This window comes from Pseudomonas guariconensis (assembly GCF_024127895.1).
Lineage (GTDB): Bacteria > Pseudomonadota > Gammaproteobacteria > Pseudomonadales > Pseudomonadaceae > Aquipseudomonas > Aquipseudomonas guariconensis_B.
In genome coordinates, this window is record NZ_JAMYBK010000005.1 from 233324 (window position 1) to 258839 (window position 25516).

The window sequence follows — 25516 nt, forward strand, 5'->3', positions numbered from 1 at the left end:
CGAGCCGGAGGCCGTGCGCCCAAGGCGGCACGGCGATCCGGTGCAGGTTACTGCTGGTGCTCACCACGCTCGCGGGCGATGGCCCGGTAGCCGATGTCGGTACGGTAGAAGCTGCCGTCCCACTGGATCTGCTCGGCCAGGCGGTAGGCCTGGCGCTGGGCAGCCTCGACGGTGTCGCCCAGGGCGGTGGCGCAGAGTACGCGCCCGCCGTTGGCCACGACCTGGCCGTCCTTCAGCGCGGTGCCGGCGTGGAATACCTTGCCGTCCAGCTGGGCGGCGGCGTCCAGGCCGCTGATCGCCGCGCCTTTCTGGTAGTCGCCCGGGTAGCCGCCGGCGGCCAGGACCACGCCCAGGCTCGGCTGCGGGTTCCACTGGGCCTCGACCTTGTCCAGGGCCTTGGCGAAGGCCGCCTCGACCAGCAGCACCAGGCTCGACTCCAGGCGCAGCATGACCGGCTGGGTCTCCGGGTCGCCGAAGCGGCAGTTGAACTCGATGACCTTGGGGTTGCCCGCCTTGTCGATCATCAGGCCGGCATAGAGGAAGCCGGTGTAGACGTTGCCTTCCTCGGCCATGCCGCGCACGGTCGGCCAGATCACCTGGTCCATCACGCGCTGGTGCACGTCCGGGGTCACCACCGGGGCCGGGGAGTAGGCGCCCATGCCGCCGGTGTTCGGGCCGGTGTCGGCGTTGCCGACGCGCTTGTGGTCCTGGCTGGTGGCCATGGGCAGCACGTTGTGGCCGTCGACCATGACGATGAAGCTGGCTTCCTCGCCGTCGAGGAACTCCTCGATCACCACGCGCGAACCGGCGTCGCCGAAGGCGTTGCCGGCGAGCATGTCACGCACCGCGGCTTCGGCTTCTTCCAGGGTCATGGCGACGATCACGCCCTTGCCCGCGGCCAGGCCGTCGGCCTTGATGACGATCGGCGCTCCCTTTTCCTTCAGATAGGCCAGGGCCGGCTCGATCTCGGTGAAGTTCTGGTAGTCGGCGGTGGGGATCTTGTGGCGTGCCAGGAAGTCCTTGGTGAAGGCCTTGGAGCCTTCCAGCTGGGCCGCGCCCTTGGTTGGGCCGAAGCAGTCCAGGCCACGGCTGCGGAACAGGTCGACGACACCGGCGACCAGCGGCGCCTCGGGGCCGACGATGGTCATCTGCACGTTCTTCTCGGCGAAGTCGGCCAGTTGCTCCAGGGCGGTGACGTCGATGGCGACGTTCTCGCACTTGGCTTCGGTGGCGGTACCGGCGTTGCCCGGGGCAACGTAGACCTTCTCGACCCGAGGGTCCTGGGCGACTTTCCAGGCCAGGGCGTGCTCACGGCCGCCGCTGCCGATGATCAAAACTTTCATGTCAAAACCTCGATGACGCTGAATTCAGGGGATCTCCATGCTGGCGGGGATCTCTGTGGGAGCGGGCTTGCCCGCGAATACGATGGTGCCTTCACCGCCGCATTCGCGGGCAAGCCCGCTCCCACAAGCTCCACCACCAGCCCGGAGATCCGCGTAACAACTTAGTGGCGGAAGTGGCGCATGCCGGTGAACACCATGGCGATACCGGCTTCGTCGGCCGCGGCGATCACCTCGGCATCACGCATCGAGCCACCTGGCTGGATGACAGCGCTGATACCCACTTTAGCCGCATTGTCGATGCCGTCACGGAACGGGAAGAAGGCGTCCGAGGCCATGACCGCGCCCTGTACCTGCAGGCCGGCGTGCTCGGCCTTGATGGCGGCGATGCGGGCGGAGTTGACGCGGCTCATCTGGCCGGCGCCGACGCCGATGGTCTGGCGCTGCTTGGCGTACACGATGGCATTGGACTTGACGAACTTGGCCACTTTCCAGGCGAACACCAGGTCGTGGATTTCCTGCTCGGTCGGGGCGCGCTTGGTGACGATCTTCAGGTCATCGGCGGTGATCATGCCGATATCGCGGCTCTGCACCAGCAGGCCACCGTTGACGCGCTTGAAGTCCCAGCCGGCGGCGCGTTCGGCTGGCCATTCGCCGCACTCGAGCAGGCGTACGTTCTGCTTGGCGGCCACGACGTCACGGGCGGCCTGGGAGATCTTCGGCGCGATGATCACTTCGACGAACTGGCGCTCGACGATGGCCTTGGCGGTTTCACCGTCCAGCTCGCGGTTGAAGGCGATGATGCCGCCAAAGGCCGACTCGGTGTCGGTGGCGTAGGCCAGGTCGTAGGCCTTGCGGATGCCGCCCTCGTCCTCGGGGACCACGGCCACGCCGCACGGGTTGGCATGCTTGACGATCACGCAGGCCGGCTTGACGAAGCTCTTGACGCACTCCAGCGCGGCGTCGGTGTCGGCCACGTTGTTGAACGACAGTTCCTTGCCTTGCAACTGCAGGGCGGTGGAGACGCTGGCCTCGCCCTTGCGGGCCTCGACGTAGAACGCCGCGCTCTGGTGCGGGTTCTCGCCGTAGCGCATTTCCTGGGCCTTGACGAACTGGCTGTTGAAGGTGCGCGGGAATTCGCTGCGGCCTTCGGTGGACAGGGTGTCCTTCGACTGGTCGATGGTGCCCATGTAGTTGGCGATCATGCCGTCGTAGGCAGCGGTGTGCTCGAAGGCCTTGAGCATCAGGTCGAAGCGCTGGGCGTAGGTCAGGCCACCGGCCTTGAGGTTTTCCAGGACCTGGGCGTAGTCGCTGGCGTTGACCACGATGGCCACGTCCTTGTGGTTCTTGGCCGCCGAACGGACCATGGTCGGGCCGCCGATGTCGATGTTCTCGATGGCGGTCGGCAGGTCGCAGCCGGGCTTGGCGATGGTCGCCTCGAAGGGGTACAGGTTGACGGCGACCAGGTCGATCGGCTTGATGCCGTGCTCGTTCATAATGGCGTCGTCGATGCCGCGCCGGCCGAGGATGCCGCCGTGGATCTTCGGATGCAGGGTCTTGACCCGGCCGTCCATCATTTCGGCGAAGCCGGTGTAGTCGGCCACTTCCACCGCGTTCACGCCGTTGTCCTTGAGCAGCTTGTAGGTACCGCCGGTGGACAGGATCTCGACGCCGAGCTGTTGCAGCTCACGGGCGAACTCGAGGATCCCGGTCTTGTCGGAGACGCTGATCAGGGCGCGGCGGATCGGCAGGCGGGTAGTCTGGTCGGTCATTTCGGATTCCATAACGCGGTGGATTCAGCAAAAAAGGCGCCTCTTTAGGGGAGCCGCCTTTTCTGATTGGGATTCTGGCTTTACAACAGGTCGTACTGCTTGAGCTTCTTGCGCAGGGTGCCACGGTTGAGCCCGAGCATCTCGCTGGCCTTGGTCTGGTTGCCCTTGACGTAGTTCATCACGCTTTCGAGCAGCGGCGCCTCGACTTCCGAGAGCACCAGGTTGTAGACGTCGGTGACGGTGGCGCCTTCCAGGTGGGCGAAATAGTTGTGCAGCGCCTTCTCCACGCTGTCGCGCAGGGTCTGGCCCTCCTCGCTCGGCGTGTTGAGGTGCTGCTTGAGATTGGCGTTGTCGCTCACGGGCGTTGTTCCACTCACTAAAGTCTCGGTCATCATCGTCATGCGGCCACCCCTTGTCCGTCCTCTGTCTCAAGGCTCTGTCGACGCTCGCGGAAAAACGCGCGAACGTTGGCGCACTGCGCTTGTGTGTCTTCCAAAGCGTTGAACCGGCCGCGAAACTCCTTGCCGCCAGGTCGTGTCGCCAGGTACCAGCCAACGTGCTTGCGGGCGATACGTACACCCATCACATCGCCATAGAAGGCATGCAGCGCGGCCAGGTGCTCCAGCAGAATGCGTTCCACTTCTTCCAGCCCCGGGGCTGGCAGATGCTCGCCCGTGCGCAGGTAATGCTCGATCTCGCGGAAGATCCACGGCCGCCCCTGGGCGGCACGGCCGATCAGCAGGCCGTCGGCACCGGTGGCGTCCAGCACCGCCCGGGCCTTTTCTGGCGAGGTAATGTCGCCGTTGGCGAAAACCGGGATCGACACCGCTTGCTTGATGGCAGCGATGGTGTCGTATTCGGCTTCGCCGGTATACAGGTCGGCGCGTGTGCGGCCATGCACCGCAAGCGCCTGGATGCCGGCCTGTTCGGCGATCTTCGCCACGTTCAGGCCGTTCTTGTTCGCCCGGTCCCAGCCGGTGCGGATCTTCAGGGTCACCGGGACCTCCACGGCGCCGACGACGGCATGGAGGATCTCGCTGACCAAGGCTTCATCTCTCAATAAAGCAGAGCCTGCGGCTTTGTTGCAGACTTTTTTCGCCGGGCAGCCCATGTTGATGTCGATGATCTGGGCGCCGGCTTCGACGTTGGCCCGGGCCGCGGCCGCCAGCATCTGCGCATCGCCACCGGCGATCTGTACCGAGCGTGGCTCGGGATCACCTTCGTGGATGCGGCGCAGGCGCGACTTGCGGCTGTTCCACAGGCTCATGTCGCTGGTCACCATCTCCGACACCACCATGCCCGCCCCCAGGCGTTGGCAGAGCGTGCGCAAAGGTTGGTCCGTGACCCCGGCCATGGGCGCGAGGATCAGGTTGTTTCGCAGTGTATAAGGGCCGATGCGTACCGCCGACATAGGTGTTCCCTGTTGTGGGGCCGAATCATTGGAGTCCGAAAAAGGGTTGGCATGATACCCGCTCTCGGTGACCGGATAAAGATGGATTTGGATAAAATCTGAACAGCTCGAGGCTTATAGCGAAAGCTGCAAGCTGCGCGCTTCAAGCGGCAAGAGAGCGGGGGCCGGAGCACCGTGCGCTTTCTCGCGAGGCCTGCAGCTCGTCGCTTATGAGGGCTGCAAGAGACCGTAAGCCGAGGCTCGGTGCGCTTTTTCTTGCAGCTTGCGGCTTATTCGGGGGAGCGGAAGCTGAGGCTGTAGTTCACCGCCTTGGGGCCGGGGTCGAGGATGTCGAGGGCGATGTGGATCGGGGTCTGGCTGGGCATCTCGCCGCGCCCGGCCAACTCGCCCGAGAGGTACTCGCTGGGCTTGAAGCGACGGCTGGCGATGAGCTGGCCGTTGAGGTCGGCGAAACGCAGCTCCAACAGCGGGAACGGCTGGGCGAAGGGCGCGCGGTTGTAGATGATCGCATCGACGATCAGCGCACCCTTGAAGTCCGGGTGGCTGCGCACCACCAGGTTGCTGCTCTTGATCCGCGAGATGTCCACGCGGGTCGGCACCTGGCAGCCGAGCAGCGGGCACAGTTGCTGGAACCAGGGGCGGTACTGGTCCTGGCGGGCCATCTCGTCGAAGTGGTACCAGACGTACTGGAACGCCAGCAGGCCAGCGGCCAGCAGGGTCAGCACGCCCCACAGCAGGCGCTTGGCCCAGTTGGGGCGGGGCTTGTGCCAGTCGAGCTGCAACGGGTCGTCGACCACGTGTACCAACGGCTCCTTGCGCGTCGGGCGCTCGGGCCGGGCGGCCAGCCCCGGCTCCAGCCGTTCGTCGGGCAGGTGGCGGGCATCGTCATCGTCGTCGTGCGCCGACAGATGGAGGCCACGTTCCTCGTCGTCCAGTGCCGAAAGCCCCATTTGCGGGACTTCGTCGTCGGTCGACAAGTGTTCGCCCCGCGGGTCGGAAAGCGGGGTGAAGGTGTGGGGCTCTTCGTCGTCCAGGTCCAGGTTGCTGCCCAGGGTCGGCTCGGTGCGATCGCCCGGTGCTGGCTCCAGGTCGAGGTCTTCCTGTTCGACCAGTACGGGGGCGGGCTCGTCGACAGGGTGCAGGTCGGGCTGCTCGTCGGTCGCGGTGCCGAAGGGGGCGTCGCTGTGCGCTTCGTCGTCGGGGGCGTCGCGGCGGGCCTGCAAGGCCTCGGCGCGTGGGGCCTCCTGGCGTTCGGCTGGGGTATCGCGTTGTTCGAGGCGGGCCAGCTCCTGGTCCAGGTCGAGGTCATCCAGCGCCTGCGCCGTGAGGGTCCAGTCCTCCTGGTCCACGACCGGGCGCTGGCTGGCCGGCTCAGGTGTTGGCTCTGGCGCTGGCGCTGCAGCCGGGGCCGGAGCCGCTTGCGCGCCTGCGGCGCGGTTCTGCTCCAACAGTTGCTTGGCGGCATTGAACACCTGCAGGCAGTGGCCGCAGCGCACCACGCCACGGGCCACGCTCAACTGGTGGTGGGTGACGCGAAAGCTGGTCTGGCAATGCGGGCACTGGGTGACGAAACTGTCGGTCATGCGGCGATCCGGAGGGCTGGTGCAGGGATTTATTCTAGGCCTGCCGGGCGGCGGCGACCACTGATGCGCACCCAGCCGTCGCGCTCGACGATCGGGTCGAGCTCGAAGTCGGCGGCATAGGCGGCGGCCACTTCCTCACCTTGTTCGGCGAGGATGCCGGAGAGCGCCAGCAGGCCACCGGGGCGGACCAGGCCGGACAACTGCGGGGCTAGCGAAACCAGAGGGCCGGCGAGGATGTTGGCGACCAGCACGTCGGCCTGCAGGGCCGGCATCTGTTCGGGCAGGTACAGGGCCAGCCGCTGGTCGGCGATGTCATTGCGCCCGGCGTTGTCACGCGAGGCCTCCAGGGCTTGCACGTCGATGTCGGTGCCCACTGCCTCGCGGGCGCCCAGCAGCAGGGCGGCGATGGCCAGGATGCCCGAGCCGCAACCGAAGTCCAGCACCTGGGTGCCTTCGAGCTGCTGGCCGTCGAGCCACTCCAGGCACAGGGCGGTGGTCGGGTGGGTGCCGGTGCCGAAGGCCAGGCCCGGGTCCAGGAGCAGGTTCACCGCGTCCTTTTCCGGGGCCTCGTGCCAGCTCGGGACGATCCACAGGCGGCGGCCGAAGCGTATGGGCTGGAAGTTGTCCATCCAGCTGCGTTCCCAGTCCTGGTCCTCGATCACCTCGGCGTGGTGCTCCGGCAGCTCGGCGCCGGTCAGCAGGCGCAGGTGGGCGAACACCTGCTCAGGCTCGGCATCGGCCTCGAACAGGGCCAGCAGATGGGTGTGCGACCACAGCGGGGTGGTGTTGAGGTCCGGTTCGAAAATGGGCTGGTCCTCGGCGTCCATGAAGGTCACCGAGACGGCACCGACTTCGAGCAGGGCGTCTTCGTAGGTTTCGGCTTGTTCCGGGCTGATGGCCAGGCGTACTTGCAGCCAGGGCATGGCGGGCACCTTTGGTAAATCGACAGGGGCAGCCCAGGGCTGCGCGAAGCCTGGCAGTTTACTTGAGTGCGTGGGGTTTGTGCAGGACGGTTTGGCCGGGCGCGGGCAATGGGCCGCGCCGCGGCCGGGAGGGCAGCGCCTGGTCAGGGGGGCCGGTGCATCCCGCGCTCGATGTCGTCGATCAGTGCCTTGGCGAAGCCGCTGAGAATCCGCGCGGCGCTGCCGGCGATCAGGTCGCCTTCCATCTCCGCCTCGGTGGACAGGTGGCGGATGCAACCCAGCAGCACCGACAGCTCGCAGAGGGCATGTTCGAGAGGGACGCCGGGTTGGATACGGAACAGTTCCATGAAGGTTTCGCGGCCGGCGGTCGAGCAGGCTTTCGGGGCTGGGGCGTCGTTGAGGGGGATGGGATGGGCAAGATGGGGCGGGTCGGGGACGGTCTTCTTCATGATGGATCTCCAGTGCGTGGCAGGAGCGACCACCTGGATCTTTCTCACGGACAAAGGTGGCAGCCGTACGCGGGGTGAGAAAACCGGTGCACTGGAAACCCGGCCAGACCGAAGTCTGCCCGCGCATGGCTGCCATGAAGCGATGCCGTAGCAGTGCAGGTCGGGTTTCTCACACCCGGTCGCCAAATGTGACGACCCGGTGAAGTTATCCCCATGGTATTGCCCTAACAATGCGGCGGTTTCCGGCAGTTGCGTAGGATAGTTCGCCAGACATGGTGGGCTGAAGTGTTTGGTTCCAAGTTCGGAAATGTCTGACAAGGTTGAGATCGCTGGGGCCGCTTCGCGACCCATTCGCGGGCAAGCCCGCTCCCACACAGGCTGTGTTGCCCATTCGGTCCCTGTTCTCTGCGCGACAGCGCAGCCCGATGGGCTGGGTAATCTTCCCACAGGCACAGCGCCGCTCTCACGGGCAGCGGTGAACCTGTGGGAGCGGGCTTGCCCGCGAATGGGCCGCGCAGCGGCCCCCGGCACACTCAGTGCTTGCGCAGGAACGCCAGCACCTGCTGGTTGACCTGCTCCGCCGCTTCCATCTGCACCATGTGCCCCACCCCCGGGATCACCACGACCTCCGCCTCCAGCCCCTCGGCATGGCTGGCCGGGATGATCGCGTCCTCGCTGCCCCAGACCACCAGCACCGGCAACTGGCCCAGCACGCCGCGCAGGTCGTGGCGCTGCCGGTCGCCGTCGGCGATGGCCGCCGCCAACTGGCGCAGGGCCGTGTCGACGCCCTCCAGGCGCTTGAACTTGAGCATGTCCTCGAGCATTTGCCGGGTCACCAGCCCCGGGTCGGCGAACAGTTGGCTCATCTGCGGCTTGAGCGCGTTGCGGTTGCCGGCCTCGACGAAGCCTTGCAGGTACCGGCCGTTGATCGCCTGGCCAAGCCCCGCGCTGGCGATCAGGCCCAGGCTGGCCACCCGCTGCGGCGCCAGGCGCGCGACGTTCAGGCTCACCGCGCCGCCCATGGAGTGGCCGACCAGATGGGCGCGGGGGATGTCCAGGTGATCGAGCAGGGCCAGCACGGTTTCGCTCAGTTCATCCAGGTCGCCCCGTTGCAGGGCCTTGGCCGATTCGCCATGGCCAGGCAGGTCGAGGGCGATGACCCGGCGCTCGGCAGCCAGGGCCGGGTGGTTGAACAGCCAGTTGTCGAGGTCGCCACCGAACCCGTGCACCAGCACCAGCGGCGTGCCGCCTTCGCCCAGCTCGAACCAGCGCAGCAGGCGGCCACCGACCTCAGCCTTCTGCGGAGCCGGCCCCTGGGCCTGCTCGCCGCCGCCCTCGGCGACGAACTCGGCCTGGAAGCGTTGCACCACGGCGTCGATCTCGGACTCCTGGGCCTCGCCCTCCACCACCACGGCGAGCAGGGCGCCCACCGGCAGGGTCTCGTCGGGCCTGGCCACCTGGCGGCGCAGCACGCCGCTGAACGGGGCTTCGACGCTGCTGCTGATCTTGTCGGTCTCGACGTCCAGCACTTCGTCGCCCTTGTTGATTTCATCGCCTTCCTGCTTGAGCCAGGTGTCGACCCGGCCCTCGGTCATCGACAGGCCCCACTTGGGCATGGTCAGCGTATGGATCTGGCTCATGCGGCACTCCTCGCGGCTTCGATCACCTTGCGTACGGCGGTCTCGATCTTCGCCGCGTCGGGGATGTACAGGTCTTCCAGGGCATCGGAGAAGGGCACCGGGGTATGCGGTGCGGTGACCATCTCGATCGGCCCCTTGAGGGCGCCGAAGGCCTTCTGCGCCACCAGCGCACTGATGTCGGTGGCCATGGAGCAGCGCGGGTTGGCTTCGTCGATCACCACCAGGCGGCCGGTCTTCTCCACGCTTTCGAGGATGCTGTCTTCATCCAGCGGGCTGGTGGTGCGCAGGTCCAGCACTTCGCAGTCGATGCCCTGGCGGGCCAGGTTATTGGCCGCCTCCAGCGCCACGTGGACCATCCGCCCGTAGGTCACCAGGGTCACGTCGTCGCCATCGCGCAGGAAGTTGGCTTCGCCGAAGGGCACGCTGTAGACCTCTTCCGGGACCTCGCCTTGCATGCCGTAGAGCAGCTTGTGCTCGCAGAAGATCACCGGGTCGTTGTCGCGGATCGCCTGGATCAGCAGCCCCTTGGCGTCGTATGGCGAGGAGGGGCAGACCACCTTCAGGCCTGGGATGTGCGTCCACAGCGAGGTGAGCATCTGCGAGTGCTGGGCCGCCGCGCGCAGGCCGGCGCCGTACATGGTGCGCAGCACCAGCGGGGTCACGGCCTTGCCGCCGAACATGTAGCGGAACTTGGCTGCTTGATTGAGGATCTGGTCCAGGCAGCAACCGGCGAAGTCGACGAACATCAGTTCGCACACCGGGCGCAGGCCCTGGGTCGCGGCGCCGACGGCGGCCCCCACGTAGCCGATCTCCGACAGCGGTGCATCCAGTACCCGGCCGGGGAACTGGTGGTACAGCCCCTTGGTCACGCCCAGCACGCCGCCCCAGGCATCGTCCTCGCCTGGCGCACCGGCGCCGCCGGCCACGTCCTCGCCAATGATGAATACCGTGCTGTCACGGCGCATTTCCTGGGCCAGCGCCTCGTTGATGGCCTGCTGGTAGCTGATCTTTCTTGCCATGGTGGTTCTCCTGCTTGTTCTTGTCGGGCGGGCTCAGGGGTAGGCGACGTAGACGTCGCTGAGCAGGTCGGCGGGCTGCGGCTTGGGGTCGGACTTGGCGCGGCGCACGGCGTCGTCGATCAGGGCCTCGACACGGGCGTCGATGGCATCGAGCTGGTCGAGGGTCAGCAGGCCGGCGTGGGTGGTCTTGTGGCGAAACTGCAGCAGGCAGTCTCGGCTTTCACGCAGGTTCTTCACCTCGTCCGGGGCCCGGTAGGTCTGGGCGTCGCCTTCGAAGTGGCCGTAGTAGCGGCTGAGCTTGACCTCGATCAGCGACGGCCCTTGCCCGGCGCGGGCGCGCTCGATGGCGGCGCCAGCGGCCTCGTGCACGGCGAAGAAGTCGAAGCCGTCGATGGTCACGCCAGGCATGCCGAAGCCGGCGGCGCGGTCGGCGATGTGATCGCACGCCACCGACCAGGTCGAGGCCGTGGCCTCGGCGTAGCCGTTGTTCTCGGCGACGAAGATGCACGGCAGGTTCATGATCGAGGCCAGGTTCATCGCCTCGAACACCGCGCCTTCGTTGGAGGCTCCGTCGCCGAAGAAGGCCACCGACACATCGTCGCGGCCCTTGATCTTGGCGGCCAGGGCGGCGCCGGCCACCAAGGGGGCGCCGGCACCGACGATGCCGTTGGCACCGAGCATGCCCTTCTCCAGGTCGGCGATGTGCATGGAGCCACCCTTGCCGCCGCACACGCCGGTCTTCTTGCCGTAGATCTCGGCCATCATGCCGTACACGTCGACGCCCTTGGCGATGCAGTGGCCGTGGCCGCGGTGGGTCGAGGCAATGCAGTCGCTGTCGCGCAGGTGGGCCATGACCCCGGCGGCGGAGGCTTCCTCGCCGGCATACAGGTGGACGAAGCCGGGGATCTCGCCGGTGGCGAACTCGACGTGCAGGCGTTCTTCGAAGGCGCGGATGGTGCGCATCACTTCATAGGCATGCAGCAACTGCTCGGAACTGAGGTGAGTGGACATCTTGTTGTTCTCCAGGGTTGTCTCAACACGGGGGTGCAGCGGGGCGCCGGTGGTCGCGGGGGACGACCAGCAGGTGATGACGGGCGGCATGGGCCAGCACGGCCTCGACATCCACGGTCAGGGGGCCGTGGGGGTCGAGGGTGATGGTCGGGGTATCGTGCTCGGCGAACTCGATCTCCCGTTCGCCGTCCAGGGCCAAGGTGCCGCAGGCCAGGGCCAGGGGGTAGGCCACGCCGGGTTCGAGCGGGCCAGAGGCGCTGATGCCGCAGCCCTGCAGCAGGCCGGGGGCCAGCGGGGCGAGCAGGGCCTGTGCGCTGTCGGCCTCGAGACGTACCCAGGCACCGTGCCGGTCGTGGCGCGACACCGGGCACCACAGCCCGCACAGGGCCGACAGGCCGATGGCATGGGGTTCGGCGAAACAGGCGAAGACTTCGGCCAGGTCTTCGCTGCGGCTGAGGGCGCGGGCACCGATGAAGCGCTGGGGCGACACGGCGACCTCCACCAGCGCCCACTCGCACAGGCCCTGTTCGGGCACGCGCACCAGCAGCCGCTTGTTGCGGCGCAGGCCGATGCCGGCGGGGATCTGGCCGCTGGCCTGCAGGCCGCCGGCCAGGCCCGCGCTGGTGGCCTCGCGCAGTTCGGGAAAGGCGTTGTTGGTGCCGGTGGACAAGGTCAGCAAGGGCACGTCGCCAGCCTCGGCAGCCACGGCCTTGTGGGTCCCGTCGCCACCGAGCACGGCGATCATCGCCACGCCGCGCTCGACCATCTGGCGGGTGGCCAGGCGGGTGTCGGCGACGGTCTGGGTCAGTGGCAGGTCGAGGACTTCCAGGGTGGGCCAGTGCTGGTCACGGGCCAGCGGGCCGAGGCTGGCCTTGAGCACGGCGGCGGCGATACCGGTCATGTCGGTGGGCAGCAGCACCCGGGCGATGCCGGTGGCGCCGAAGGCCGCGAGCAGGCGCTGGATGGCCGAGGCCTTGTCGGTACTGGAGTACAGCCCGGCATTGGCGGTCAGGCGACGCAGGTCGCGACCGGACGCCGGGTTGGCGATGATGCCGATGGTCGGGGCGGGTTGCGGCATGGCGCACCTCGTTTTCTTGTTTGCCAGGGCTTGAGCAAGCGCGGTGCCAGGTTTGCCCGGGCTGCCTGTAAGGCGCGTGGCAGAGCGATCCGGCAGGGTTGCAGGCGAAGCCTGGGCGGTGCCAGGCGAGACGCCGGGTGCCAGCCGGGCGGGGGCGCCGGCGAGACACTGAGACGCTGCGTCTCAAGCGCACCGGTGATCACGCGGCGCTTGTCGGACAATCCGTGGAGGCGCTTAATGGCCGCACAACGACAAGAACACGAGAACCGGAGGGCCCCAATGCTTGCCGCGAACTCCCGAGCCCATGTCGATTGCGTCAGCCGGGTGCTGAAGAACGCCGATCGCCTGCCCCAGGCCCCGGTGCCGACGCTGATCCTCGACTCGTGGCGCCGCTCCATGGAGTTGTACCGCCTCGACCCGGGCTCCTTGCAGGGCCCGCGCATCCTTTCCCAGACACTGCTCAACGAATGCCGCGAACGCGCCGAGCTGTTCCTGCGCATCGCCAGCGATGCGGTGGCGCGGTTGCATGAGCGGGTGCGCGGCGCCGACTATTGCGTGCTACTCACCGACGCTCTGGGGCGCACCATCGACTATCGGGTGGAGTCGGCGATCCGCAACGACTGCCGCAAGGCCGGGCTGTACCTGGGCACCTGCTGGTCGGAGGGCGAGGAGGGTACCTGCGGGGTGGCGGCGGTGCTGACCAGCAAGGCCCCGGTCACGGTGCACAAGCGCGACCATTTTCGCGCCGCCTTCATCGGCTTGACCTGCACCGCGGCGCCGGTGTTCGACCCCCATGGCGAACTGCTCGGGGTGGTGGATGTTTCCGCCCTGCAGTCGCCCGACGACCGGCGCAGCCAGCACCTGATCCGCCAGTTGGTGGAGCAGACCGCACGGGAGATCGAGAACGCCTTCTTCATGCACAGCGCCCAGGGCCATTGGGTGATGCGCGCCCATGGCACGCCGGGCTACGTGGAGAGCCAGCCGGACTACCTGCTGGCCTGGGATGCCGACGGCCGCCTGCAGGCGATCAACAGCCTGGCCCGCCAGCGCCTGCTCGCGCAGCATGGCCGCTTGCCCGCGCATATCGGCGAGGTGTTCGACCTCGACCAACTGCGCCGCGCCAGCGATGCCTCGGCACAACGCCTGCCAGGTTGGGGCGGCCTCTATGGGCGGGTCAGCGCACCGCAACGGCGTAGCCGGGCAGTGCCGCCGCGCCAGGCCCAGGATGCGCGCATCGAACAGCACCTGCGCCTGGCCACGCGGGTGAAGGATTGCAACCTGGCGGTGCTGGTACTGGGCGAGACCGGCGCCGGCAAGGAGGTCTTCGCCCGCCAGTTGCACCAGCAGAGCCAGCGCCGCGACGGGCCGTTCGTCACCCTGAACTGCGCGGCGATACCCGAGAGCCTGATCGAGAGCGAACTGTTCGGCTACGTGGCCGGTGCGTTCACCGGTGCGTCGAGCAAGGGCATGCAGGGGCTGCTGCAACAGGCCGATGGCGGCACCTTGTTCCTCGATGAAATCGGCGACATGCCGCTTAACTTGCAGACCCGCTTGCTGCGAGTGCTGGCCGAGGGCGAGGTAGCGCCGTTGGGGGCGGCGCGCCGTGAGCGGGTGGATATCCAGGTGATCTGCGCGACCCACCGCGACCTGGCGGCGATGGTGGCCGAAGGGCGCTTTCGCGAGGACTTGTATTTCCGCCTGGCCAACGCACGTTTCGAATTACCGCCGCTGCGCGAGCGGGAGGACCGACTGGGGCTGATCCACCGGTTGCTGGCGGAGGAGGCCGAGGCGTGCGGCGTCGAGGTGGTGCTGGCCGATGCGGCGCTGGAGGCGCTGTTGACCTATCGCTGGCCGGGCAACCTGCGGCAGTTGCGGCAAGTGCTGCGCTATGCCTGCGCGGTGTGCGAGGGCGGCCAGGTAGGGCTGGAGGATCTGCCCGAGGAGGTGCGTAGTGGGTACGCGCCCTCCACTGAAGCGGCAATCTCCAGCCCAGCACGCCAAGCCTTGCTCGATGCCCTGATTCGCCATCGCTGGAAGCCGGCGGAGGCGGCACGGGCCCTGGGAATCTCGCGGGCGACCCTGTATCGACGGGTCCACGAGCACCGGATCGAGATGCCCCGGATGAAGGGTTAGGGGGCCGCCTGGTTTTTCTTGTCGCTTGCCGCTAAAAAAGAACCCCGGCACCAGGCCGGGGTTCTGTCACCTCACACGCACGATCACTCCTGGTTGGCCAGTTTGTGCTCGAGGTAGTGGATGTTGACGCCACCTTTGCAGAAACCTTCATCGCGCACCAGGTCACGGTGCAGCGGGATGTTGGTCTTGATGCCGTCGACCACGATCTCGTCCAGGGCATTGCGCATGCGCGCCATGGCTTCGTCGCGGTCCTTGCCGTAGGTGATCAGCTTGCCGATCAGCGAGTCGTAGTTCGGCGGGACCGAGTAACCGCTGTACAGGTGCGAGTCGACACGCACGCCATTGCCGCCCGGAGCATGGAAGTGCTTGACGGTACCTGGGCTCGGGATGAACTTCTTCGGGTCCTCGGCGTTGATCCGGCACTCCAGCGAGTGGCCACGGATGACCACGTCTTCCTGGCGGATCGACAGCTTGTTGCCAGCGGCGATGCTGAGCATCTCCTTGACGATGTCGATACCGGTGACCATCTCCGAGACCGGGTGCTCGACCTGAACGCGGGTGTTCATCTCGATGAAGTAGAAACGACCGTTCTCGTACAGGAACTCGAAGGTACCGGCACCGCGGTAGCCGATCTCGATGCACGCCTGCACGCAGCGGGCGAACACTTCCTGGCGGGCGTCCTCGTCGATGCCCGGGGCCGGGGCTTCTTCCAGCACCTTCTGGTGACGGCGCTGCAGGGAGCAGTCACGGTCGCCCAGGTGGATGGCGTTGCCCTGGCCGTCGGAAAGCACCTGGACTTCCACGTGGCGTGGGTTGGTCAGGAACTTCTCCAGGTAGACCATCGGGTTGCCGAAGGCGGCACCGGCTTCGTTGCGAGTCAGCTTGGCCGCGGCGATCAGGTCTTCTTCCTTGTGCACCACGCGCATGCCGCGACCACCACCGCCACCGGCGGCCTTGATGATCACCGGGTAGCCTACCTCGCGGGCGATCGCCAGCGCGGTTTCCTCGTCTTCCGGCAGCGGGCCGTCGGAGCCCGGCACGGTCGGCACGCCGGCCTTGATCATCGCGTCCTTGGCCGAGACCTTGTCGCCCATCAGGCGGATGGTGTCGGCTTTCGGGCCGATGAAGGCGAAGCCGGATTTCTCCACCTGTTCGGCGAAGTCGGCGTTCTCGGCGAGGAAGCCGTAGCCTGGGTGGATGGCGGTGGCGCCCGTCACTTCGGCAGCGGCGATGATCGCCGGGATGTGCAGGTAGGATTCGCGGGACGACGCCGGGCCGATGCACACGGACTCGTCAGCCAGGCCCAGGTGCATCAGCTCGCGGTCGGCCGTGGAGTGTACGGCGACGGTCTTGATACCCAGTTCCTTGCAGGCACGCAGGATACGCAGGGCAATTTCGCCGCGGTTGGCGATCAGAACTTTTTCCAACATCGCAGGCTCTCCGCGGTTCAAACGATGGTGAACAGCGGCTGGTCGAACTCAACCGGCTGACCGTCTTCCACCAGGATGGCGTCGATGACACCGCCGACATCGGCTTCGATGTGGTTCATCATCTTCATGGCTTCGACGATGCACAGGGTATCGCCTTTCTTCACGGTCTGACCGACTTCGGCGAAGTTGGCCGAGGTCGGCGAAGGCTTGCGGTAGAAGGTGCCGACCATCGGCGAGCGAACCACGGTGCCTTTGAGGGCCGGTGCGGCGGCAGCGGCTTCGGCGACCGGCGCGGCGGCAACCGGGGCTACGGCAGCGGCCACGGGCGCGGCGACCGGCGCCGGGGCGGCGAAGAACTGCTGGCCGGCCGGGGTCTTGCTGTGACGGCTGATGCGAACGGACTCTTCGCCTTCCTTGATCTCCAGTTCGTCGATGCCAGACTCTTCCAGCAGTTCGATCAGCTTCTTGACTTTACGGATATCCATTAATCATCAACTCCCAAGGTTCGGTCGGGGACGTAATTGAAAACGTGTCGAAAACGTTTTTCCAAACCCCGGCCCGAAGGGGCCGAGGCCTTGTGTCATCAGGGCTGTGCGTTGGCAGCCAGGTATTCCAGCGCAGACTCCAGGGCCAACCGGTAGCCGGTGGCGCCCAGGCCGCAGATCACCCCTACGGCGACATCGGAGAAGTAGGAGTGATGACGGAACGGTTCGCGTTTGTGCACGTTCGAGAGGTGCACTTCGATGAATGGGATGCTCACCGCGAGCAATGCGTCACGTAATGCGACGCTGGTGTGGGTGAACGCCGCCGGATTGATCAGGATGAAGTCCACGCCTTCGTTGCGGGCGGCGTGGATGCGGTCGATCAGTTCGTACTCGGCATTGCTCTGCAGGTATTGCAGGTGGTGACCGGCGGCGCGGGCACGCTGCTCCAGGTCCTGGTTGATCTGGGCCAGGGTCACGGCGCCGTAGTGGCCCGGTTCGCGGGTACCGAGCAGGTTGAGGTTGGGGCCGTGCAGCACCAGTAGGGTCGCCATCTGCGGATTCCTTGATTTTGTAGGGCAATACGACATAGCGCGGCGACTATGCCGCAAGAGCAGAGGAGTGTCCAGTTCCCGGCAATACGCAGCACGATGTCCGAGGTTCGCGCAAAGTATGTGACCAGATGATTAAATCTGGTCACCGCTGCAATGAAAAATCCCGCCTCGCGGGAAGTTATAGACCCAGATCGCTGCGCACGCGCACCAGATGATTGGCAAATTCCGTGGCATTTATCTCGCCAATGACCCGATCAGCGGTCATTTCGCTGCCGTTCGCTGCAAAGAACAACAGGGCCGGTGGGCCGAACAGCTGGTAGCGGTCGAGCAGGGCGCGTTGCTGGGCGTTGCTCTCGGTGATATCGAAGCGCAGCAGCTTGAAGGCGCCCAGTTGCGCCTGGACCTGCGGGGCATTGAGCACTTCGTGCTCGATCACCTTGCAACTGATGCACCAGTCGGCGTACCAGTCCAGCAGCACCGGCTGGCCGGCGGCCTTGGCCTCGGCCAGGGCGGCATCCAGCGCCGCGGGCGTGCTGAGGGTCTGCCAGGCGCTGGCCGTGCTGGCGGCCGGGTTACCGGCGCTGCTCGCGGGCGTGGGGGGTGGCAGCGGGCGCAGTGGGTCGCCGCGACCGCTCAAGGCGCCGTACCAGCAGGCCAGGGCATAGACCAGCAGGGCCAGGCCGAGCAATTGCGCCAGGCGCTGGCGGGGCGTCTTGACCACGAATTCCAGGGCGCCGAGGAACAGCGCCACCCCGGCGGCCAGCAGGCCGACCAGCAGCAGTGTCACGGGGCCAGGCAGCACGCGGCTGAGCAGGCCGATGGCCAGGCCCAGCAGGAGCACGCCGATGGCGTTCTTGACCGTGTTCAACCAGGGGCCGCTCTTGGGCAGCCAGGCCGCGCCACCGGTGGCCACCAGCAGCAGGGGGGCGCCCATGCCCAGGCCGAGGGCGAACAGTTTCAATGCCCCGCCCAGGGCATCGCCGCTGGCGCTGATGTACAGCAAGGCGCCGGCCAGCGGCGCCGATACGCAGGGCGATACCAGCAGGCTGGAGAGCACGCCGAGCACCGCGGCGCCCAGCAGCGAGCCGCCCCGGGTGCGGTTGGCGAGGCTGTTCAGGCGATTGCCCAGGGCCTGGGGCAGCTTCAGCTCGAACAGGCCGAACATGGCCAGGGCGAACAGCACGAAGAACAGCGCGAAGGGCACCAGCACCCAGGCCGACTGCAGGCGTGCCTGCAGGTTGAGACTGGCGCCGAATACGCCCATCAGCGCGCCGAGCACGGCGAAGCTGGCGGCCATCGGCAGCACGTAGGCCAGCGACAGGGACAGGCCGCGCCAGCCACCGACCTGGCCGCGCAGCACCACCCCAGAGAGGATCGGCAGCATGGGCAGCACGCAGGGGGTGAAGGTCAGGCCGACACCGGCGAGGAAGAACAGCAGCAGCGACTGCCAGCTCCAGCCCTTCTCGTCGCCGAGGGGAAGCGCGCCGGGCTTGCCGCCTTCGCCGCCGATGCTCAGCCGTTCGGTTTCCGGGGGGTAGCACAGGCCCTTGTCGGCGCAGCCCTGGTAGCCCACCAGCAGGGTGAAGGCGCGCAGGTCCGAGGCGTTGCGCGGCAGTTCGATGTCGAGCACGCCGTGGTACACCTCGACGTCACCGAAGAACTCGTCGTGCTTGGCTTCGCCGTTGGGGATCCGCGGTGCGCCGAGGACGATGTCGGTGGGCTCGGTATGGAACTGGAAGCGGTGGCGGTAGAGGTAGTAGCCGTCGGCGGCGACGAAGCGCAGCTTGATGGTCTGGGCATCGGCATGCACCAGGCTGAGCTTGAAGGCTTCGTGGACGGGCAGGAAGTCGGCGTTGTTGGACGACGAGGCGGCCCCGAGGGTGGCGCTGGGGCGGTTGTCGAGCAGGCCGCTGGCGAAGGCGGGGCTGGCCAGCAGCAGGAACAGCAGGAAAAACAGGCGGCGCATGGCGGACTCGCGAGGTGGAACCTGGGCGCATGATAGCGGAGTTGCCTGGGGTTGGGGGCGAAGCTGCAAGCTGATCGGCGCCGCTTGTCATGGCTGTGCTCGGCTCAAATGGGCGCCGCTTGCTTTTTCTTGCCGCGCCTCAGAGGCGAAACGCCCGCACCGCCGTATTCAGCTCGCCACCCAGCTTGAGCAGTTGCTCCCCTTGCTCGCGTCCTTCGCCGATACGTTGCAGGTTGTCTTCGCCCAGTGCGTGGATCCGCTCGCTGTGATCGCGGATCTCGCTCACCGCGCCGCTCTGCTGTGCGGTCACGTCGGCGATGCGCACTGCGGTATCGGCAATGGTGCGAATGGCGCTGACGATCTCGTCCAGCGCACCATCGGCGGCCTGGGCCTGGCTGGCGGTGGTCTCGGCGTGTTCCAGCTGGGCGCGCATACCCTCCACCGACTCGCGGGCAGCCTGCTGCAGGCGGTCGATCAGCGCCTGGATCTCGCCTGTGGCACCTGTGGTGCGCTGGGCCAGCGAGCGCACCTCATCGGCGACCACGGCGAAACCTCGGCCCATCTCGCCGGCTCGCGCTGCTTCGATCGCGGCATTGAGGGCCAGCAGGTTGGTCTGCTCGGCGATGGCGCGGATCACCGTCAGTACACCGCCGATCGTGGCCGACTCCTCGGCCAGTTGCTCGATCATCTGCGCATTGCCCTGGACCTCATCCACCAGCGCGCGCAAGCCGGACAGGCTCTGGCCGATCACCGCCTGGCCCTGTTCCACCGCGCGGCCGGCGTCGCGGCTGGCGTCGGCGGCCGAGCTGGCATCGCCGGCGACTTGCTGGATGGTCGCCTCCAGCTCGCCCAGGGCATCGCGGATCTGCGCAGTGTCGCCGGCCTGGCGCTCGGCGCCGTGGTGCAGGGCGGTGCTCATGCCGGCCAGGGCGTGGCTGCTGCCGGCCACCTGCTCGGCGTTGTGGCGAAGGGTGCCGACCAGCTCCACCAGGTACTGGCGCAGGCGGTTGAGCGACGCCTGGATGTCGTGCAGCTCGCGGTTGGTACGGCCCAGGGCGATGGCCTCGGCGAAGTCGCCCTCGGCCCAGCGCGACAGCGCCGGGGCCAGGCCGGTCAGGGTACGGGCCAGGCGGCGCTGGAGGGTATCGACGAGCAGGGCGATCAGCAGGATCAGGCCGATCATCAGGCCCTGGATCAGGCGCACTTCGCTGGCGATCGTCGCGTGCTGGCCGCGCACCTGCGGCTCCAGGCCGGCGATGGCCTGTTGCACGGCGCCCAGGCGCTCGCCAGTGCTGGCGGCCAGGGCGGCGCGGCGCTCGATCTGCTCGCGGGTGCGCTGCAGTTCGGCAGGGTAGCGGCCCAGCAGGCTGTGCAGCTCCCGTTTGAGGCCCACCGCGACATCCTCGCGTTGATCGCTGGCTTGGGTCTCCAGGCCCATCAGGGCGGCGAAGTCGTCGGCGTTGGACTCGGCTGCGCGGGTCACGCCCAGCAAGGGCAGGCTGTCGATCACCTGGGCCTGGGCGCGGATCGCTTGCAGTTCGCGTTCGACTTCGTCGGCAAGCTCGGCGCGGCCACTGCTGACCAGCTTGTCCCGGGCCAGGGACAGGCGCCCCAGGTGCAGGCTGGCGTCGAACAGTGGCACGAGGTAGCGCTCGGCCTCGGGGTTGGCGCTGTCGCGCGCGTAAGTGGCCAATTGCTCGAAGTTGGCGCCAAGTTCACGCTCGGCCTGCAGCAGCAGGGCCTGGGGATCGCCGGCCAGCTTGCCGGCGGCGAGCAGCTCGTTGGCGGTGAACGCTTGCAGGTGGTCCAGGCTGGGGCGCAACTGGTCGGCCAGCGCTTCGGGCCAGTCGGCCAGGGCTGCCTGCAACTGCGTGTTGGCCGCCATGGCTGCGGCGTGGCGCAGGGCGTCGCCGCTGCCCAGGTAGGCCTGGATGTTGCTCGCCGCATCGTTCTGGAACTGCTGCGACAGGCCCAGGTAGCGCTCCATCAATTGGTAGGGACGCTCCAGGGCGCGTTGCGACCACCACAGGGTCGCAGCCAGGGCGATACAGACGGTCACCAGCAGCAGGGTGTTGAAATTGGTCAGCCACTTCAGGCGCATAGCCGAGAACTTCCAGCGGGGATGGAGAGGTAGGTGCCTGAAGTTATTGCGGTTTTGTGACGAGGTGATGACGGAGGCGGATAAAAGTGGCGTTTTGCCTTTATTCGCTATTGCTGTTCACGGGCACGCCCGATGGCCCGGCTATTTGGGGGCCTGGGTCATTGGTCGCTTATGCATACGCCGGTGTCTGCTTTATAGTGCTGCCACGCGGGCTTGCGGTGGCACCCTGGCCGAGGCTGGAGGTCCAAGCCCCTGAACGTCGTGACTGATTAAGGATATAGCCATGCTGGACTGGAAAAACCGCGAGGCCAAGGCCGAGCCCCGCGAGCGGGTCGATGCCCGTGGCGCTGCTACCCGTAGTTACCTTGGCGGCCTGTGGAGCCGTGCCCTGGGCACCCTGATCGGCCTGTACCTGCTGGTGTGCATCGGCCTGAGCTGGTACTGGAGCCAGGAGCCGGACCTGTTCCCGGTGCAGCAGAACGCCCAGGCCGCGGCCGAGCGCAGCAACCAGCAGATGGTGGTTGGCTATACCACCATCGAGACCCTCAAGACCGTGGCCGGCACCTTGCTGGACAAGCCGGGCGGCTATATCTCCAACGACCGCTTCCCGCCTGGGCTGTGGATGGACAATATGCCCAGCTGGGAATACGGCGTGCTGGTCCAGGTGCGCGACCTGGCCCGCGCTCTGCGCAAGGACTTCGCCCGCTCCCAGTCGCAATCCACCGAGGATGCCGACCTGGCCAAGGCCGAGCCGCGCTTCAACTTCGACAACAAGAGCTGGATCCTGCCGTCCAGCGAGTCGGAGTTCGAGGAGGGCCTCAAGTCGCTGACCCGCTACCAGTCCCGCCTGGCCGCCGGCGACCAGGGCGCGATCTTCTATACCCGCGCCGACAACCTGAACAACTGGCTGGGCGACGTGGCCACGCGCCTGGGTTCGCTGTCCCAGCGCCTGTCGGCCAGCGTTGGCCGGGTCAAGCTCAACAGCACCCTGAAGACCGAGTCGGTGGTCGCAGGCCAGGCGCCGCAGGTCGACGAAGAGCTGGTGGAAACGCCCTGGCTGCAGATCGACAACGTGTTCTACGAGGCCCGTGGCCAGGCCTGGGCGCTGTCCCACCTGCTGCGCGCCATCGAGGTGGACTTCGCCGATGTGTTGGCGAAGAAGAACGCCACCGTCAGCGTACGCCAGATCATCCGTGAGCTGGAGGCCTCCCAGGAGGCACTGTGGAGCCCGATGGTGCTCAACGGCAGCGGCTTCGGCATGTGGGCCAACCACTCGCTGGTGATGGCCAACTACATTTCCCGGGCCAACGCCGCGGTCATCGACCTGCGTCAACTGCTGTCGCAGGGCTGAGGATGACCATCAGCCCAGCCGAGGCCGCGCATCGTGCGGCCTCGGATCGTGAATCGGTCGCCTGGGTCGACGAGGCCGACCGCCTGCTCGGCGCCCTGCCACGGGCCGAACTGCGCGAGCGTGGCCTGATCGGCCGCTGCACCTTCATCCTGCTGTTCAACAGTGCCGGCGAGCTGTGCGTGCATCGGCGCACCCTGAGCAAGGCGCTGTATCCCGGCTACTGGGACGTGGCTGCCGGGGGCATGGTGGCGGCCGGGGAGAGCTACGCGGAGTCGGCGGCGCGTGAACTGGAGGAGGAGCTGGGCATCGGTGGCGTCGAGTTGCGCTTTCATGAGCGCTTCTACTTCGACCAGCCCGACAACCGCCTGTGGTGCGCGGTGTTCTCGGCGGTTTCCGATGCGCCGCTGCGGCTGCAGCCGGAGGAGGTCAGCGAGGCGCGTTTCGTCAGCATCGCCCGGGCCGAGGCCGACAGCCTGGTCCAGCCGTACTGCCCCGACTCGCTGGCCGCCTTGCAGCGCTACAAGGCGGGGTTGCGTTAGTGTTTGGGGCACGAAGCGGCCCCAGGATTGCCAAAGCACCGCTCGACTGACTGGCCTACCCGCGAAGGGGTCGCAAAACATTCGTAAAATGGCACATCCGGGTACTTAGCAACCGGCGGATTTATCGTTAAACTGCGCGCCCTTTTCGGGCTGCCGCAGGACCTGCGGCAGTAGCGCTGCCCCTGCCAGAGTGGGGCTTCGCGGTCGGCCCTGGCTCCAGGCGTCGACCAGTTTTTGTCCTCAGCAAGAGGAACAAAAGTGGCCAAGAAAGCTTCTTCCTTCGCCGCCCTTGGCGGTCTTGTGTACTCCACCGATGCCGGTCGGCATTGCCCGGACTGTGGCAAGCCGGTGGACGCCTGCATCTGCAAGCAACAGGTCATCCCCGCAGGGGATGGGATCGCCCGTGTGCGCCGCGAAAGCAAAGGCCGGGGCGGCAAGACCGTGACCACCATCAGCGGCGTGCCGCTGCCCCTGGACCAGCTCAAGGAGCTGGCCAGCAACCTCAAGCGCCGTTGCGGCACCGGGGGCGCGCTGAAGGATGGGGTCATCGAGATCCAGGGCGACCACGTCGAGCTGCTGCTCGCCGAGCTGGCCAAGCAGGGCTTCAAGGCGAAGAAATCCGGCGGCTGATGCCGGTTGCGCGATTTTTTGCCCTGGGCTTTCTAAACTCGTTCCCGTAGCCAGGGTCTATCCCTGGACACGGGCGAATCGTCATTTTCAGTTTCTACACTGCATCCGCCTCCTGCGCGGGGCAGTGTCTTCGACTTTATCTACAGGGGACTTGAATGTCCGTACGACGCACACGCAAAGACGATGGCAGCCAATGGACCGTGGCCGACAGCCGCAGTGTTTACGGTATCCGCCATTGGGGCGCTGGTTATTTCGCCATCAATGAAGCCGGGCGCGTCGAAGTGCGCCCCAACGGCCCGGACAGCGCGCCGATCGATCTCTATGCGCAGATCGACGAGCTGCGCCAGAGCGGTCTTTCCCTGCCGCTGCTGGTGCGCTTCCCCGACATCCTGCAGCACCGCGTGCGCCAACTGACCGGCGCCTTCGATGCCAACATCGCGCGCCTGGAATACCAGAGCAAGTACACGGCCCTGTACCCGATCAAGGTCAACCAGCAGGAAGCGGTGGTGGAGAACATCATCGCTACCCAGAACGTCTCCATCGGCCTGGAGGCCGGCTCCAAGCCCGAGCTGCTGGCGGTGCTGGCGCTGGCGCCGAAGGGCGGTACCATCGTCTGCAACGGCTACAAGGACCGCGAGTTCATCCGCCTGGCGCTGATGGGCCAGAAGCTCGGCCACAACGTGTTCATCGTCATCGAGAAGGAGTCCGAGGTCGCCTTGGTGATCGAGGAGGCTGGCGAGCTCAAGGTCAAGCCGCAGGTCGGGCTGCGCGTGCGCCTGTCGTCGCTGGCATCGAGCAAGTGGGCCGACACCGGGGGCGAGAAATCCAAGTTCGGCCTGTCGGCCGCCCAGTTGCTCTCGGTGGTGCAGCGCTTCCGTGAGGCCGGCCTCGACCAGGGCATCCGCCTGCTGCACTTCCACATGGGGTCGCAGATCGCCAACCTGGCCGACTACCAGCACGGCTTCAAGGAGGCCATCCGCTACTACGGCGAACTGCGCGGCCTGGGCCTGCCGGTGGATCATATCGATGTCGGTGGTGGCCTGGGCGTGGACTACGACGGTACTCACTCGCGCAACGCCAGCTCGATCAACTACGACATCGACGACTACGCTGCCGTCGTGGTCGGCATGCTCAAGGAGTTCTGCGACGCCCAGGGCCTGCCGCACCCGCACATCTTCTCGGAAAGCGGCCGCGCCCTGACCGCGCACCACGCCATGCTGGTGGTGCAGGTGACCGACGTGGAGAAGCACAACGACGAGGTGCCGACCATCGAGAACAAGGAAAGCCTGCCCGAGAGCGTGCGCTGGCTGGCCGACCTGCTCGGGCCGACCGACATCGAGATGGTCACCGAGACCTACTGGCGCGCCACCCACTACATGAGCGACGTGGCCGCCCAGTATGCCGATGGCAAGGTTTCGCTGGCCGAGAAGGCCCTGGCCGAGCAGTGCTACTTCGCCCTCTGCCGGCGCCTGCACAACTCGCTCAAGGCTCGCCAGCGCTCGCACCGCCAGGTGCTCGACGAGCTCAACGACAAGCTGGCCGACAAGTACATCTGCAACTTCTCGGTGTTCCAGAGCCTGCCCGACACCTGGGCCATCGGCCAGGTCCTGCCGATCCTGCCGCTGCATCGCCTGGACGAAGAGCCCCTGCGCCGCGCCGTGTTGCAGGACCTGACCTGCGACTCCGACGGCAAGATCAACCAGTACGTCGACGAGCAGAGCATCGAGACCAGCCTGCCGGTGCATGGCGTCAAGGAGGGCGAGGACTACCTGCTGGGCATCTTCCTGGTCGGTGCCTACCAGGAGATCCTCGGCGACATGCACAACCTGTTCGGCGACACCGACTCGGTGAACATCTACCAGAACGCCGATGGCAGCGTGTACCACGCCGGCATCGAGACCCACGACACCATCGAGGACATGCTGCGCTACGTGCACCTGTCGCCGGAAGAGCTGATGACCCACTACCGCGACAAGGTCGCCAGCGCCAAGATCAGCGCACGGGAGCGCACGCAGTTCCTCGATGCCCTGCGCCTGGGGCTGACCCGGTCTTCGTATTTGTCTTCGTGATCCAAGGGGGCCGCTTTGCGGCCCTTTCCGACCGG

The 25516-nt window shown here is 66.8% G+C and carries 20 protein-coding genes and 1 pseudogene; 5 read left to right on the forward strand and 16 right to left on the reverse strand.

Annotation, left to right across the window (positions count from 1 at the left end; all coding sequences use genetic code 11):
• Positions 1-47: 47 nt before the first annotated feature.
• The 11 genes from purD to NJF35_RS08925 all read right to left on the reverse strand — a co-directional run bounded on the left by purD (position 48) and on the right by NJF35_RS08925 (position 12226).
• Complete coding sequence (gene purD / locus NJF35_RS08875) at positions 48-1343, reverse strand: phosphoribosylamine--glycine ligase (protein WP_225790628.1); 1296 nt, start codon at positions 1341-1343, stop codon at positions 48-50.
• A 161-nt stretch (positions 1344-1504) separates the two neighbouring features.
• A complete protein-coding gene (purH, locus tag NJF35_RS08880) occupies positions 1505-3112 on the reverse strand; it encodes a bifunctional phosphoribosylaminoimidazolecarboxamide formyltransferase/IMP cyclohydrolase (RefSeq protein WP_253081005.1) in 1608 nt (535 codons plus the stop codon).
• Positions 3113-3192: 80 nt separating this feature from the next.
• Positions 3193-3513: a DNA-binding transcriptional regulator Fis gene (gene fis / locus NJF35_RS08885; RefSeq protein WP_008093076.1), complete on the reverse strand. Its 321-nt coding sequence runs from the start codon at positions 3511-3513 to the stop codon at positions 3193-3195.
• Positions 3510-4523: a tRNA dihydrouridine synthase DusB gene (gene dusB / locus NJF35_RS08890; protein ID WP_225790630.1), complete on the reverse strand. Its 1014-nt coding sequence runs from the start codon at positions 4521-4523 to the stop codon at positions 3510-3512. The genes fis and dusB overlap by 4 nt, the downstream gene beginning before the upstream one ends.
• Positions 4524-4792: 269 nt before the next feature.
• The gene (locus tag NJF35_RS08895) at positions 4793-6106 is read right to left on the reverse strand and encodes a DUF3426 domain-containing protein (RefSeq protein ID WP_225790631.1); all 1314 of its coding nucleotides are present in this window, start codon (positions 6104-6106) and stop codon (positions 4793-4795) included.
• 29 nt (positions 6107-6135) lie between these two features.
• Complete coding sequence (gene prmA, locus NJF35_RS08900) at positions 6136-7029, reverse strand: 50S ribosomal protein L11 methyltransferase (RefSeq protein ID WP_253090956.1); 894 nt, start codon at positions 7027-7029, stop codon at positions 6136-6138.
• A 143-nt stretch (positions 7030-7172) separates the two neighbouring features.
• Positions 7173-7478 carry a DUF3077 domain-containing protein gene (locus NJF35_RS08905; protein WP_253090957.1) on the reverse strand — a complete coding sequence of 102 codons (306 nt, stop codon included), beginning with the start codon at positions 7476-7478 and terminating at the stop codon, positions 7173-7175.
• A gap of 533 nt (positions 7479-8011) precedes the next feature.
• Positions 8012-9118: an acetoin dehydrogenase dihydrolipoyllysine-residue acetyltransferase subunit gene (locus tag NJF35_RS08910; RefSeq protein WP_225790511.1), complete on the reverse strand. Its 1107-nt coding sequence runs from the start codon at positions 9116-9118 to the stop codon at positions 8012-8014.
• Positions 9115-10137, reverse strand: a complete 1023-nt coding sequence (locus NJF35_RS08915) for an alpha-ketoacid dehydrogenase subunit beta (protein WP_225790510.1) — start codon at positions 10135-10137, stop codon at positions 9115-9117. The genes NJF35_RS08910 and NJF35_RS08915 overlap by 4 nt, the downstream gene beginning before the upstream one ends.
• 33 nt (positions 10138-10170) lie before the next feature.
• Positions 10171-11148, reverse strand: coding sequence for a thiamine pyrophosphate-dependent dehydrogenase E1 component subunit alpha (locus tag NJF35_RS08920; protein WP_225790509.1), 978 nt, complete (start codon positions 11146-11148; stop codon positions 10171-10173).
• A 22-nt stretch (positions 11149-11170) separates the two neighbouring features.
• Entirely contained in the window at positions 11171-12226 is a 1056-nt protein-coding gene (locus tag NJF35_RS08925) for an ATP-NAD kinase family protein (protein WP_253081007.1), read from the reverse strand.
• 279 nt (positions 12227-12505) lie between these two features.
• Between NJF35_RS08925 and NJF35_RS08930 the strand changes: the two genes are divergently transcribed.
• Positions 12506-14359, forward strand: a complete 1854-nt coding sequence (locus tag NJF35_RS08930) for a sigma-54-dependent Fis family transcriptional regulator (protein ID WP_225790507.1) — start codon at positions 12506-12508, stop codon at positions 14357-14359.
• A gap of 83 nt (positions 14360-14442) precedes the next feature.
• Here the strand turns inward: NJF35_RS08930 and accC are convergent, their stop codons facing one another.
• The 5 genes and pseudogenes from accC to NJF35_RS24840 form a co-directional block, all read right to left on the reverse strand.
• Positions 14443-15789, reverse strand: a complete 1347-nt coding sequence (gene accC / locus NJF35_RS08935; protein WP_225790506.1) for an acetyl-CoA carboxylase biotin carboxylase subunit — start codon at positions 15787-15789, stop codon at positions 14443-14445.
• Between the two features lie 17 nt (positions 15790-15806).
• Complete coding sequence (accB, locus tag NJF35_RS08940) at positions 15807-16274, reverse strand: acetyl-CoA carboxylase biotin carboxyl carrier protein (protein WP_225790505.1); 468 nt, start codon at positions 16272-16274, stop codon at positions 15807-15809.
• 98 nt (positions 16275-16372) lie between these two features.
• Entirely contained in the window at positions 16373-16825 is a 453-nt protein-coding gene (gene aroQ / locus NJF35_RS08945) for a type II 3-dehydroquinate dehydratase (RefSeq protein WP_070090423.1), read from the reverse strand.
• Positions 16826-17003: 178 nt separating this feature from the next.
• A complete protein-coding gene (locus NJF35_RS08950; RefSeq protein ID WP_225790504.1) occupies positions 17004-18791 on the reverse strand; it encodes a protein-disulfide reductase DsbD in 1788 nt (595 codons plus the stop codon).
• A gap of 139 nt (positions 18792-18930) precedes the next feature.
• Positions 18931-19446: pseudogene (locus tag NJF35_RS24840) on the reverse strand (methyl-accepting chemotaxis protein); the annotation flags it as partial.
• Between the two features lie 1729 nt (positions 19447-21175).
• On the opposite strand from NJF35_RS24840, the gene NJF35_RS08960 reads away from it, so the two are divergent.
• The 4 genes from NJF35_RS08960 to speA all read left to right on the forward strand — a co-directional run bounded on the left by NJF35_RS08960 (position 21176) and on the right by speA (position 25481).
• Positions 21176-22243 carry a DUF2333 family protein gene (locus NJF35_RS08960; RefSeq protein WP_225790502.1) on the forward strand — a complete coding sequence of 356 codons (1068 nt, stop codon included), beginning with the start codon at positions 21176-21178 and terminating at the stop codon, positions 22241-22243.
• Positions 22244-22245: 2 nt separating this feature from the next.
• Entirely contained in the window at positions 22246-22782 is a 537-nt protein-coding gene (locus NJF35_RS08965) for an NUDIX hydrolase (RefSeq protein WP_225790501.1), read from the forward strand.
• Between the two features lie 258 nt (positions 22783-23040).
• The gene (locus tag NJF35_RS08970) at positions 23041-23412 is read left to right on the forward strand and encodes a translation initiation factor Sui1 (RefSeq protein WP_225790500.1); all 372 of its coding nucleotides are present in this window, start codon (positions 23041-23043) and stop codon (positions 23410-23412) included.
• Positions 23413-23567: 155 nt separating this feature from the next.
• The gene (gene speA / locus NJF35_RS08975) at positions 23568-25481 is read left to right on the forward strand and encodes an arginine decarboxylase (protein ID WP_225790499.1); all 1914 of its coding nucleotides are present in this window, start codon (positions 23568-23570) and stop codon (positions 25479-25481) included.
• The last annotated feature ends 35 nt before the right edge of the window (positions 25482-25516 follow it).